The sequence below is a fragment of the Microlunatus sp. YIM B11417 genome (assembly GCF_059617205.1).
Genome location: NZ_JCAMPJ010000001.1, coordinates 1,452,162 through 1,464,804 on the forward strand (window position 1 = coordinate 1,452,162; position 12,643 = coordinate 1,464,804).

A 12,643-nucleotide genomic window follows, 5' to 3' on the forward strand; every position below is an offset into this window, starting at 1 on the left:
CGTGGACATCGACATTTCCGTACTGCGGTTGCTGGAGCGGGAGAAGGACATCCCGTTCGACATTCTGGTCGCCGCGATCGAGGAAGCGCTGCTGTCCGCGTACGACAAGACCGACGGCGCGGTTCCCGGGGCTCGGGTCGAGCTCAACCGCAAGACCGGGCACGTCAACGTGATGGTCCCCGAGCTGGACGACGACGGCACCAGGATCGGCGAGTACGACAGCACGCCGGAGGGCTTCGGCCGGGTCGCGGCGTCGACCGCGCGCCAGGTGATCATGCAGCGGCTGCGCGACGCCGAGGACGAGCAGAAGTACGGCCACTTCTCCGGGGTCGAGGGCGACATCGTGTCCGGCGTGGTCCAGCAGGGCAGCGACACCCGCACCGTGCTGGTCGACCTGGGCAAGATCGAGGCGATCATGCCGCTGGCCGAGCAGGTGCCCGGCGAGACCTACAGTCACGGCACCCGGCTCCGGGTCTACGTGGTCTCGGTCCGCAAGGAGGTCCGCGGGCCTCAGGTCGTGGTGTCCCGGACCCATCCGGGCCTGGTCGAGAAGCTGTTCCGGATGGAGGTGCCGGAGATCGCCGACGGGACGGTCGAGATCAAGGCGGTCGCCCGCGAGGCCGGCCACCGGAGCAAGATCGCGGTCGTCAGCAACAACCCCGAGGTCAGCGCGAAGGGCGCCTGCATCGGCCCGATGGGGCAGCGGGTGCGCGCCGTGATGCACGAGCTGAACGAGGAGAAGATCGACATCATCGACTACTCCCCGGACCCGGCGAAGTTCGTCGGCCACGCGCTGTCGCCGGCCAAGGTCTCCTCGGTCACCGTCGTCGACGAGGGCCAGCGGGCTGCCCGGGTCGTCGTGCCGGACTACCAGCTGTCGCTGGCGATCGGCCGGGAGGGCCAGAACGCGCGGCTCGCCGCCCGGCTGACCGGCTGGCGGATCGACATCCGCTCCGACACCGAGCCGGTCAAGGAACAGGCTTGACCACAGCGGACCGCCCGCTGCTGCTCCTGCTCGCCGGGCGTCCCGGCACCGGCAAGACCACCCTGGCCACCCGGCTGGCCCGCGAACTCGGCGCCGGGTACGTCCGCGTCGACGCGATCGAGACCGCCCTGCTGCGCACCGGCACCGTCCAGCCGCCGGTCGGCCCGGTCGGCTACACGATCGCGTACGAGATCGCCCTCGGTATGCTGAGCCTGGGGACCGCGGTGGTGGTCGACGCGGTCAATCCGGTACCCGAGGCGCGCGCCGGCTGGCGGACCCTGGCCGACCGGGCCTGCCCGGTCTTCCTGGAGACCGTCGTCCCCGACGAGGCCGAACACCGCCGCCGGGTCACCGACCGCCGGCCCGACCTGGCCGGCCAGACCGTACCGACGTGGGCCGAGGTCCAGGCCGGTGAGTACGAGCCGTGGGACGAGTCCCGGGACGGCCCGCGGCACCGGATCGACACCACCGACCTCGACGCGGCGGTCGGGGCGGCGCTCGCCGTGGTCCGGGCTACGGTGACGCGGTGAGCGACCCGGTCCGGACCTGCATCGGCTGCCGTCGGCGTACCGAAAAGGAGGCGTTGCTCCGGGTCGTCTGGTCCGGCGGCCGGGTGATCGTCGACGAAGGACAGGTCGCCCCGGGTCGCGGTGCCTACCTGCATCCGGATCCGAAGTGCCTCGCCCAGGCCACGAAGAAGCGCGCCTTCGGCCGGGCCCTCCGGACCGAGGGGATCGGCGCCGAGCAGTTGGCCGACCTCACCCTGCCGTCCGGCTGACCGGGCTGCGACACCCGAGTCGTGCCGAGGGGTACCCGCTTAGGCAGATGCGTAGGCTTGGGCATAGAGTAAGTGCTCGGCCGTACGGCCAGTGATCACCTGCCTGCCCGAGACCGGGCGGGCAACCAGCCGAAGCGTGGGCCTCGAGGCACGTCGTGCACCGGGATCTCCCGCGTCGAACCAGAAGGTGGGCTAACGCTCATGACCACTCGATGAGTACACCTCAATGAGCATGCACGACAACTAGCTGGTCCGCGCCTAGCCCAAGGTCCGGACCGAACGAGGAGAGTAGTGGCTAAGGTCCGGGTCTACGAGCTCGCGAAGGAGCTCGGAGTCGAAAGCAAGGTCGTCCTCAGCACCCTGAAGGACATGGGGGAGTTCGTCCGGTCGGCATCGTCGACCGTCGAGGCCCCGGTCGTCCGTCGGCTGACGGAGCGACTGGCGAGCGAGCAGCCCGCCAAGAAGGCATCCAAGAAGGCTCCCGCCAAGAAGGCGCCCGCGAGCCCGTCCAAGGAAGAGGCAGTGACGGCCAAGCCTGCCGTGCCGGAGGCGCCTGTCGAGGCAGCCCCCGCGCCTGTCGCCCCGCCCGTCGAGGCGGAGAAGAAGCCCGAACCCGTTGCGGAGGCACCGGCCCCGCGCGCCGAGACGCCTCCGCCGGCGGAGACTCCGGCGCCGTCCCGGCCCACGCCGGGTCCCGCCCCGGCCCGGCCGGAGAACCGTACGGACAGTCGTCCGGACACGCGGTCGGACAACCGTCCGGACACGCGGTCCGACGGCGCGCCGCGGGACAACCGGCCGCGGCCGACGCCGCGCCCGGCGCCGGGCCGTGCGCCCGGGCGGCAGGAGGGTCGCGGCGACGGTCCGCGTCCGGACCAGCCGCGCCCCGGCGGTCAGCCGCGCGCTCCGCGCCCCGGCTCGACCGGCGGTCTGCCGGGTGGCGCCCGGCCTCGCCCGGGTGGCGCTCCGCGACCCGGTAACAACCCGTTCTCGTCGTCCCAGGGCATGGGGCAGCCGCGCGCTCCGCGGCCCGGTCAGGAAGGCGGCGGCCGCCCCGGTGGTCCGCGTCCGCAGTCCGGCCGGCCCGGTGGTCCGGCGCCGGCCGGCCGGCCCGGCCCCGGCGGCGGTGGCGTTCCCGGCATCCCGCGGCCCAACCCCGCGATGATGCCGAAGCAGTCGTCCGGCCAGCTCGGCGGCGCCCCGGCCCGTGGCCGTGGCGGTCCGGGCGGTGGTGGCGGCGGTGGTCGCGGCCGTGGCGGTGCTCCGGGTCGCGGTCCGGGCGGCGGTCCCGGTGGCGGCGGCGCTCCGGGCGGTCCGCCCGCCGGGCGTGGCGGTCGCGGTGGTCGCGGCGGGACCCAGGGTGCCTTCGGGCGTCCGGGCGGTCCGGCCCGGCGTGGCCGCAAGTCGCGCAAGCAGCGCAAGCAAGAGTTCAACGAGATGGAGGCCCCGTCCCTCGGCGGCATCCGCGTCCGCCAGGGCGACGGTGAGAAGGTCCGGCTCGCCCGGGGCGCCTCGCTGACCGACCTGGCCGAGAAGATCGGCGCGGATCCGGCAGCCCTGGTGCAGGCCCTGTTCCACCTCGGCGAGATGGTCACGGCCACCCAGTCGGTGCCGGACGAGACGCTGCAGGTGCTCGGCTCCGAGCTCAACTACGAGATCGAGGTCGTCTCGCCCGAGGACGAGGACCGCGAGCTGCTGGAGAGCTTCGACATCGAGTTCGGCGAGGACACCGGTGGCGAGGAGGAGCTGGTGGCCCGGCCGCCGGTCGTCACCGTCATGGGTCACGTCGACCACGGCAAGACGAAGCTGCTGGACGCGCTGCGCAAGACCAACGTGGTCGCCGGCGAGGCCGGTGGCATCACCCAGAAGATCGGCGCCTACCAGGTGTCGACCGAGGTCGACGATCAGGAACGCAAGATCACCTTCATCGACACCCCGGGTCACGAGGCGTTCACCGCCATGCGAGCCCGCGGTGCCAAGTCGACCGACATCGCCGTCCTGGTGGTGGCGGCCGACGACGGTGTGATGCCGCAGACGATCGAGGCGCTGAACATCGCCCGGGCGGCCGAGGTGCCGGTCGTGGTCGCGGTGAACAAGATCGACAAGCCGGGGGCGGATCCGTCCAAGGTGCGCGGTCAGCTCACCGAGTACGGGCTGGTGCCGGAGGAGTACGGCGGCGACACGATGTTCGTCAACGTCTCCGCGATCACCCGCGAGGGCCTCGACGACCTGCTCGAGGCGATCGTGCTGACCGCCGATGCGGCGCTCGACCTGCGGGCCAACGACTCGATGGACTCGCAGGGCATCTCGATCGAAGGTCACCTGGAGACGGGCCGCGGTCCGATCGCCACGGTGCTGGTGCAGCGCGGAACGCTCCGGGTCGGCGACTCGATCGTCGCCGGGCCGGCCCACGGCCGCGTCCGCGCCATGATCAACGACGCCGGCGAGTCGGTGAAGGAGGCTCCGCCGTCGATGCCGGTCCAGGTGCTCGGCCTGACCGCGGTGCCCGGCGCCGGCGACTCGTTCCTGGTGGTGTCCGACGACCGTACGGCCCGGCAGATCGCCGACCGCCGGTCCGCCCGGCTGCGTGCCGCGGCGCAGGCCGCCGGTGCCCGCCGGAAGACCCTGGACCAGCTGTTCGAGCAGCTGGAGAAGGGCGAGAAGCAGGAACTGAAGCTGATCCTGAAGGGCGACGGTTCCGGCTCGGTCGAGGCTCTGGAAGAGGCGCTGTCCAAGATCGACGTGGGCGACGAGGTCGCGCTGCAGGTGATCGACCGCGGTGTCGGTGGCATCACCGAGACCAACGTCAACCTGGCGGCCGCGTTCGACGCGGTGATCATCGGCTTCAACGTCCGCGCCCAGGGCAAGGCGTCCGAACTGGCCGACCGGCTCGGCGTCGACGTCCGCTACTACTCGGTGATCTACGCCGCGATCGATGAGATCGAGGCGGCGCTGAAGGGCATGCTGAAGCCGATCTACGAAGAGGCTCAGCTCGGCCAGGCCGAGATCCGGGAGATCTTCCGGTCGTCCCGGGCCGGCGTCATCGCGGGCTGCATGATCACCAACGGGCTGGTCCGGCGCAACGCCTCGGCCCGCCTGATCCGCGACGGCGTGGTGCTGACCGAGACCACCATCTCCTCGCTCCGGCGGGAGAAGGACGACGTCACCGAGGTGCGGGAGGGCTTCGAGTGCGGCCTCACCCTCGCCAACTACTCCGACATCCGGGTCGGTGACGTGGTGGAGACCTTCGAGATGCGGGAGAAGGAGCGGGTGTGAGCTCGCCGCGGGTGCTGAAGCTGGCCGACCAGATCAAGGTGATCGTGGCGGAGATGCTGGAGCGGCGGGTCAAGGACCCGCGGCTCGGCTTCGTCACCGTGACCGACGTCCGGTTGACCGGCGACAGCCGCGAGGCGTCCGTCTTCTACACCGTGCTCGGCAGCGACGAGGAGCGGGCCGGGACGGCGGCCGCGCTGCGGTCGGCGACCGGCCTGATCCGGTCGCAGGTCGGCAAGCAGCTCGGCCTGCGGTTCACCCCGACACTCGCGTTCATCGAGGACGCGGTGCCGGAGACCGCTCGGCAGATCGACGACCTGCTGGCCCAGGCCAAGGCCGGCGATGCCGAGGTGGCGGAGCGGGCCGCCGGAGCCAGTTACGCCGGCGATCCGGATCCGTACAAGCGCGCCGATGACGAGACCGAAGACGAGGACTGACGCCGGCGGCGCCTCCGGGACCACCGGTTCGGGCTTGGTCATCATCGACAAGCCCGGCGGGCTGACCTCGCACCAGGTGGTCGCCCGGGTGCGCCGGCTGGCCGGAACCCGCCGGGTCGGTCACGCCGGGACGCTCGACCCGATGGCCACCGGCGTGCTGGTGATCGGCATCAACCGGGCCACCCGGCTGCTCGGCCACCTGACCGCGACGATCAAGCGCTACACGGCGACGATCCGGCTCGGCGTCAGTACGGTGACCGACGACGCCGACGGCGAGGTGGTCGGTCGGCTCGGCGCTGCGGACGTGGCGCCGGACCGGGTTGCGGCCGCGATGGCCCGGCTGACCGGGGCCATCCGGCAGGTGCCGAGCGCGGTGTCGGCGATCAAGATCAACGGCGTCCGTTCCTACACCCGGGTTCGGGAGGGCCAGGCGGTCGAGCTCGCGGCGCGGCCGGTCACGGTCTCGGAGTTCACGCTGCTGGAGCGGCGCGAACTGCACGACGTCACCGGGCTGCCCCTGGTCGACCTGGACGTTGCGGTGGAGTGCACCGCCGGCACCTACATCCGGGCCCTGGCCCGCGACCTGGGCGCGAGCCTCGGGACCGGGGGACACCTGACGGCGCTGCGCCGGACCGCGGTGGGTTCGTTCACCGAGGATCGTGCGCAGACCCTGGACGCGGCCGATGCCGACGGGCTGCGGCTGATCGGGATCGACGAGGTCGCGGCCGAACAGTTCCCGACCCGCACCCTGGACGACGGCCAGGCCGAAGCCGTCCGGCACGGCCGCCGGCTGACCGGACTCGCGTTGCCCGCCGACCCGACCGCGGTGTTCGCCGGGGACGGCCGCTTCCTGGCGCTCTACCGGCCGGCCGGCCCGGACGCCGTCGCCGATGCCGTTTTCGTCGACTGACAGGACTCCGATGCCGTACCAGCCGCCTGAGGGTGCCCCGCGTTGGCAACGCGCCGCGCACGGACTGGTCAACGCGACCTGGTTCCAGAACCTGATCGTCGCGGTGATCCTGGCCAACGCGATCACCATCGGGGTCCAGACCTACCGTGAGCTGCCGGCCGGCGTGCACCGGGCGATCGAGCTGATCGACTACGGCTTCCTGGGCATCTTCGTGATCGAGGTGCTGCTCCGCTTCGTCGCGTACGGCCTGAACCCGCGCCGCTTCTTCAGCGATCCGTGGAACGTGTTCGACACCCTCGTCGTGGCCGCCGCGTTCGTCCCCGGGCTGTCCAGCAACACCACCGCGCTGCGGCTGATCCGGCTGCTCCGGGTGGTCCGGCTGCTCCGGCTGATGCCCGACGTACACGTCCTGATGGACGGCCTGCGCCGCGCCGCCGGCCCCGCCGCGAGCCTGCTCGCGCTGACCGGACTGCTCTGCTTCATCTACGCGATCATCGGCAACCTGTTGTTCGGCGACGTCGCGCCGCAGTACTTCGGCAACCTGGGCGAGGGCGTGCTCACCCTGTTTACGCTGCTCACGCTGGAGGGCTGGAACTCGGTGCTGTACGACCTCCGCGAGGTGTCGCCGTGGGGGCTGCCGTACACGATCTCGTTCGTGCTGATCGGCACCTACGTCGTGATCAACCTCGTCGTCGGCGTGGTGATCAACAGCCTGGACGAGGCGTACCGGAACCGGGTCGACGACCGGGTCGAGACCAAGGAACTGACCGAGACGATCCACAGTCTCCGCAAGGCGCTGGACGAGCTGGAGGCGAAACTGGCCGACACCGGCCTGGCGAGGGACACGACGGTAGGCACCGACGAGCTCCGGCATCGCTTCACGGATCACCCGATCGACCGCGAGCCGGTCGCCGACGGGGCCTCAGGACAGGATGGGAGACTTACCGAGTGACAGCACCCCACGACGCAGCCCTCCTCCGCTGCGCTCCCCCGAACTGCGCCGCGGGGGCCCCGCGATGAGCGACGGCAGCGTCATCATCATCGGAAACTTCGACGGCGTGCACCGAGGTCATGTCGCACTGATCAAGGCGGCCCGGGAGGCCGAGCCGGGTGCGAAGGTGATCGCCGTGACGTTCTGGCCGCATCCCTGGGTGATCCACCACCCGGACCGGGTGCCGCCGCTGCTGACCACCCTGGACCGTCGGGTCGAGCTGCTCCGTGCCGCCGGCGTCGACGAGGTCGTGGTCGTCGACTACACCCACGAGCTGTCCCGGCAGACTCCGGCCGAGTTCGTCGACGGGACCCTCCGGCCGCTCGATCCGGTACGGATCGTGGTCGGCGAGAACTTCCGGTTCGGCCGCGACAACAGCGGCGACGTCGGGACCCTGGCCGACCTGGCCGGCGGCGACTTCAAGGTGCAGGTCGTCCAGCTGGTCGGCGACGCCGCCGCCCCGAACTCGGCGACGCTGATCCGCCAGGCGATCGCGGACGGCGATCTGGAACGGTTCCGCGAGCTGAGCGACCAGGTGTTCCGGTTCTCCGGCGTCGTCATCGAGGGCGACCACCGTGGCCGCGAGCTGGGCTTCCCGACCGCGAACGTCGCCGTCGACCCGACGCTGGCCGTACCCGCCGACGGGGTCTACGCCGGCTGGGTGACCCGGCAGGACATCCCGTCGCCGCGCTGGCCGGCCGCGATCTCGGTCGGCACCAACCCGACCTTCGACGGCGTCGAGCGGCGGATCGAGGCGTACGTGCTGGACCGGACCGATCTCGAGCTGTACGGCGTCGAGATCGCGATCGACTTCGAGCAGCGGCTCCGCGGCCAGGTGAAGTACGAGGGCCGTGAGGCGCTGATCGTCCAGATGCACCGCGACGTCGAGCAGATCCGCGAGCTCCTCGCCTCCCCGAAGGCCTAGCTCCGGACGCGGCCGATCTGTCGTCGGCTCGATGCCGCAGCGACCGTCCGGGATGGCGTGTCGGTGTATTCGCGGAGCCAGAGCTCGAGGTTGATCAGCCGCCAGAAGAGCATGGTCTGGCTGGCCGCGTGGCCGGCGAGGTAGGCGTCGAAGGCGCTCAGGACCGCTCGTTGGTCGAAGTAGGGTCGCCGGCCGAACGATGCGCTGGCGAGGATCTGGCGCAGTTGCGGGCCGATCGCGCGGAACCAGGTGGATTCCGGGGTGGTGAAGCCGATCTTGTTGCGGCGTCCGGTGATCATGGCGGGCAGCAGCGGGCGGGCGGCGTCGCGGAGGGCGCGTTTGTTCCAGCCGGCGTGCAGGATCGCATCGGAGTCCAACGACCACAGCAGTTTGACGAGTTCGGAGTCGAGGAACGGGACGCGGCCTTCGAGGGAGAATCGCATCGTGTTGCGGTCCTCGTAGCGCAGCAGCGCGGGCAGGCTGGTCCGGAAGATGTCGTCCTCGAGCCGGGCCTTGAGGTCGTCGTCGATGACGGTGGGATGTTGATCTTGGTGGCGGGCGTTGAAGTCGGCGTCGAGCAGGGACTCGATGCCGACGGCCCGGCGGCCGGCGAGCCGGTCCTTGATCGTGAACCGGCTGAGGCGCCACAGCACGTCCTGGGCCTTGACGGTCTCGATGATCAGTCGACGGTGCTCCCGGCGGCGGCGCAGTTCACGCAGCTTGACCAGGTAGTACGGCACGTAGCCGGCCATCAGCTCGTCCGCGCCCTGGCCGTCGATCATCACCGTGACGTGCTGCGCGGCGGTCCGCATGACGCAGTACTGCGCGTACGGGCCGGTGGAGATGGTCGGCTCCTCCTGGGTGCGGACGAAGTCGTCCAGGTCGGCCAGGAACCCGCCCGGGGTCGGTCGGACCTTGTGGACCCGCAGCGAGCGGCAGCGGTCCGCGACGGCGTCGACGTAGCGCTCCTCATCGTTGAGCTCACCGGGGAAGACGGCGGAGAAGGACTGCTGTCGCGGGCCGATCGCCGCGGCGGCGCTGTGGCGATCGAGCAGCAGCCGGTTGACGCCGACGACCACGGTGGAGGAGTCCAGGCCGCCGGACAACGCGGTGCCGATCGGCACGTCGGCGACCAGCCTGGTCCGGATCGCGGCCTGCAGGGCCTCGGCGAACTCCTCGGCCACGTCGGAGCGATACGGCCGGCCCGGTTGTTCGGCCAGTTCGCGGAGTTCGCGGTGCAGCGAGGTGTACGTCTCGCGGGTCACGGTGCCGTCCGGCGCGATCCGGGCCAGCTCGCCGGGCAGCAGCCGGCTGATCCGGGCGAAGAACGTACGGTCGGTGTCGTCATGGACCCGGAAGCGCAGGTAACGGAACACGGTCAGCTCGTCCGGCTCGCGGCCGACCAGACCGGTGGCCAGCAGAGGGGTGAGTTCGCTCGCGAACAGCACCCGGCCCGGCGCACACGCCAGATACAGGGGTTTGATGCCGAACTGGTCGCGGGCCAGCACCGTCTCACCGGTCTCGCTGTCCGTCACCGCCAACGCGAACATCCCGTTGAACCGGTCCAGCGCCGCCGTGCCCCAGACCGCCCAGGCCGCCGCGACCACCTCGGTATCGCTGTCGGTCCGGAACTCCTGGCCCAGCCGGACCAGTTCGGCCCGGAGCTCGCGGAAGTTGTAGACCTCGCCGTTGTAGACCAGCACGTACCGGCCGCGCCGGAACGGCTGAGCCCCACCCACCCGGTCGATCACGGCGAGCCGCCGGTGGGCCAGCCCGACGGCGCCCTGCACGTGATAGCCCGCTCCGTCCGGGCCCCGATGGACCTGGACGTCCGCCATCACCCGCAACAGCGCCGCGCCCTGATCCCCTGACAGTCCGACATACCCAGCAATTCCACACATACCCTGCAGTCAAACTGCGCCGCTGTTCCCGGAACGTACGGTCGTTTCGATAGGCCGGGCATACAACCGAAGCAGGAGCGGCTAGCTGTGCTGCTCCGCGGCACCGCCGGCCGGCAACCGGACCGTGACGATCAAGCCGCCGTCCGGCCGGGCGATCAGGTCCAGCGTCCCGTCGTGGGCGCGGACGATGCTGTCGACGATGGCCAGGCCGAGTCCGACGCCGGCGTAGTGCTCGGTGCGGGCCCGATCGGTGCCGCGCTGGAACGGTTCGAGCAGGGTCGGCAGCAGCACGGAGGGGACCGGCGGGCCGGTGTTCTCGATCCGGACCACGCTGCCGTCCTCGTGCGCCGCCGTCCGCACCGTCACGGTGCCGTGCTCGGGCAGGTTGTGCACGATCGCGTTCTGGACCAGGTTCGTCACCATCCGCAGCAGCAGCGCCGCCGAACCGAGGGTCCGGCTCGGCTCGCCGGTGACCTCGAGGGTGACCTTGCGGTCCTCGGCGAGCGGCAGCAGCGTCTCGGCGGCCTCCTCGGCGAGCAGCGACAGATCGACCGGCTCGGTGGTGAAGAGCCTGCGGTCGCTCCGGTTGAGCAGCAACAGTCCTTCGGTGAGGTCGATCGCCCGGGTGTTGACCGTGTGCAGGCGATCGATGAGGTCGCCCTGGTTCTGCTCGGAGCCGGTCCGGGCGACCTCGATCAGGGTCTGTGAGATGGCCAGCGGGGTGCGCAGTTCGTGGGAGGCGTTCGCGGCGAACCGCTGCTGCTGGGTGACGTGGGCCTCGAGCTGCTCGAGCATGCCGTCGAAGGCGTCCGCGAGCTCGCGGAACTCGTCCTTCCGGCCCGGCAGCCGGATCCGGCGCGACAGCGACGCGTCGGTGGTCTGCCGGACGGCCCGGGTGATCCGGTCCAGCGGGGCGAGCATCCGGCCGGCCAGCACCCAGCCGCCGAGCAGGCCGAACACCAGCAGGAACGCCATCCCGATGGTCGCGGTCGGCAGCATCACGCCGACCAACAGGCGGAGCGCCGTGAGCAGGTCGCCGTTGATCATCATCCGGCCCGGGTCGATGCCCTCCGGCGTGGTGACCGCGCCCTCGGGTCCGTACCGCAGCAGCAGGACCCAGACGACGACGAGCACCATGAACCCGGCCAGCATCAGCAGGCCGGCGTAGCTCAGCGTGAGCTTGAGCCGAACGCTCAGTCCGGGCCTTCTATCCATCGGCAGCTCCCGGGTCACCGGGACCCGTGTCGATGCGGTAGCCGACGCCGGCGACGGTGGCGATCACCCACGGCTCGCCGAGCCGCTTGCGGAGCGCCGACACGGTGATCCGGACGGCATTCGTGAACGGGTCGGCGTTCTCGTCCCAGGCCCGCTCCAGCAGTTCCTCGGCACTGACCACACCGCCCTCGGCCGCGATCAGCACTTCGAGCACGGCGAACTGCTTCCGGGTCAGAGCGACGTAGCGGCCGTCCCGGTAGACCTCGCGCCGGAACGGGTCCAGCCGCAGCCCGGCGATCTCGCGGACCGGCGGCCGGCTGTGGACCCGCCGGCGGTCCAGCGCCCGCAGCCGGAGCACCAGCTCGCGCAGCTCGAACGGCTTGGTGAGGTAGTCGTCGGCACCGAGCTCGAACCCGGAGGCCTTGTCGTCGATCCGGTCGGCCGCGGTCAGCATCAGGATCGGCATCCCGCTGCCGGAGGCGACGATCCGCCGGGCCACCTCGTCGCCGGACGGTCCGGGAATGTCGCGATCGAGAACGGCGAGGTCGTAGGAGTTGATCGAGAGCAGCTCCAGTGCGGTGTCGCCGTCACCCGCGATGTCGGCGGCGATGGCCTCCAGCCGCAGTCCGTCCCGGACCGCCTCGGCCAGGTAGGGCTCGTCCTCCACGATCAGCACGCGCATGCTTGAAGCCTAGGGTGTGGCGGGCGTCGGCCCGGCGGTGTGGCGCTGGCCGCGTCGGTGCCGAGGATCCTCGCTCGGGTTCGCGTACAGCGGTGGCTGCCCGTACCTGACCGCCTCCGGCCGCAGCTCGAAGTGCCACGGTTCGTTGCGGTAGATCCGGCAGAGTCCGTACGCGGTGCCGTGCTCGGCCAGCCAGGCCGCCGCCTCGACCGGGCCGACGTCGACCGCCTCGCCCGCCACGTGCGCCGACGTCTCGGGCGTCGCGACCCACCGGGCGGCCTCCTCGCTCGACCCGAGCCGGCCGACCGCGTCCTCGAGCAGCCGCAACTGCCGGCGCGGCGAACGCCAGCCGGCGTTGATCCGGAGCCCGATTCCGTGCAGGGCCGCGGCGCGGGCTGCGCGGCGGAGCGCCTTCAGGAGCGCGGGGTCGAGCCCGGTCACCGCCGGTACGTCGGCGTACACCGACACCGACGTGCCGTCCGGAATGGCGCCGTCCGCCTCGCCCAACGGGACCTCGACCGTGGCCGTCCGCGCGCTCTGATTCATGCC

At 71.4% G+C, this 12,643-nt stretch carries 12 protein-coding genes; 8 read left to right on the plus strand and 4 right to left on the minus strand.

Going from position 1 to position 12,643, the window contains the following annotated elements; translation table 11 throughout:
* The first annotated feature begins 1 nt into the window (after position 1).
* The 8 genes from nusA to AC6CCG_RS07375 all read left to right on the plus strand — a co-directional run bounded on the left by nusA (position 2) and on the right by AC6CCG_RS07375 (position 8,296).
* Positions 2-985, plus strand: a complete 984-nt coding sequence (gene nusA / locus AC6CCG_RS07340) for a transcription termination factor NusA (protein ID WP_496653832.1) — start codon at positions 2-4, stop codon at positions 983-985.
* The gene (locus AC6CCG_RS07345; RefSeq protein ID WP_496653833.1) at positions 982-1,515 is read left to right on the plus strand and encodes a P-loop nucleotide/nucleoside kinase family protein; all 534 of its coding nucleotides are present in this window, start codon (positions 982-984) and stop codon (positions 1,513-1,515) included. The genes nusA and AC6CCG_RS07345 overlap by 4 nt, the downstream gene beginning before the upstream one ends.
* Entirely contained in the window at positions 1,512-1,763 is a 252-nt protein-coding gene (locus tag AC6CCG_RS07350) for a YlxR family protein (protein WP_496653834.1), read from the plus strand. Before AC6CCG_RS07345 ends, AC6CCG_RS07350 begins: the two co-directional genes overlap by 4 nt.
* Before the next feature lie 291 nt (positions 1,764-2,054).
* Positions 2,055-5,036, plus strand: coding sequence for a translation initiation factor IF-2 (infB, locus tag AC6CCG_RS07355; RefSeq protein WP_496653835.1), 2,982 nt, complete (start codon positions 2,055-2,057; stop codon positions 5,034-5,036).
* A complete protein-coding gene (gene rbfA, locus AC6CCG_RS07360) occupies positions 5,033-5,470 on the plus strand; it encodes a 30S ribosome-binding factor RbfA (protein WP_496653836.1) in 438 nt (145 codons plus the stop codon). Before infB ends, rbfA begins: the two co-directional genes overlap by 4 nt.
* Positions 5,445-6,380 carry a tRNA pseudouridine(55) synthase TruB gene (gene truB / locus AC6CCG_RS07365; protein WP_496653837.1) on the plus strand — a complete coding sequence of 312 codons (936 nt, stop codon included), beginning with the start codon at positions 5,445-5,447 and terminating at the stop codon, positions 6,378-6,380. Before rbfA ends, truB begins: the two co-directional genes overlap by 26 nt.
* 10 nt (positions 6,381-6,390) lie before the next feature.
* Complete coding sequence (locus tag AC6CCG_RS07370; protein WP_496653838.1) at positions 6,391-7,332, plus strand: ion transporter; 942 nt, start codon at positions 6,391-6,393, stop codon at positions 7,330-7,332.
* A gap of 64 nt (positions 7,333-7,396) precedes the next feature.
* Positions 7,397-8,296, plus strand: a complete 900-nt coding sequence (locus AC6CCG_RS07375) for a bifunctional riboflavin kinase/FAD synthetase (RefSeq protein WP_496653839.1) — start codon at positions 7,397-7,399, stop codon at positions 8,294-8,296.
* Here the strand turns inward: AC6CCG_RS07375 and asnB are convergent.
* The 4 genes from asnB to AC6CCG_RS07395 all read right to left on the minus strand — a co-directional run bounded on the left by asnB (position 8,293) and on the right by AC6CCG_RS07395 (position 12,640).
* Positions 8,293-10,197, minus strand: a complete 1,905-nt coding sequence (gene asnB, locus AC6CCG_RS07380) for an asparagine synthase (glutamine-hydrolyzing) (RefSeq protein ID WP_496653840.1) — start codon at positions 10,195-10,197, stop codon at positions 8,293-8,295. The genes AC6CCG_RS07375 and asnB overlap by 4 nt on opposite strands.
* An 81-nt stretch (positions 10,198-10,278) precedes the next feature.
* Positions 10,279-11,412 (minus strand): sensor histidine kinase, encoded by a 1,134-nt coding sequence (locus tag AC6CCG_RS07385; protein WP_496653841.1) that lies wholly within the window; start codon positions 11,410-11,412, stop codon positions 10,279-10,281.
* Positions 11,405-12,094, minus strand: coding sequence for a response regulator transcription factor (locus AC6CCG_RS07390; protein WP_496653842.1), 690 nt, complete (start codon positions 12,092-12,094; stop codon positions 11,405-11,407). Before AC6CCG_RS07390 ends, AC6CCG_RS07385 begins: the two co-directional genes overlap by 8 nt.
* Before the next feature lie 9 nt (positions 12,095-12,103).
* Positions 12,104-12,640: a M15 family metallopeptidase gene (locus AC6CCG_RS07395; RefSeq protein ID WP_496653843.1), complete on the minus strand. Its 537-nt coding sequence runs from the start codon at positions 12,638-12,640 to the stop codon at positions 12,104-12,106.
* Positions 12,641-12,643: the final 3 nt, after the last annotated feature.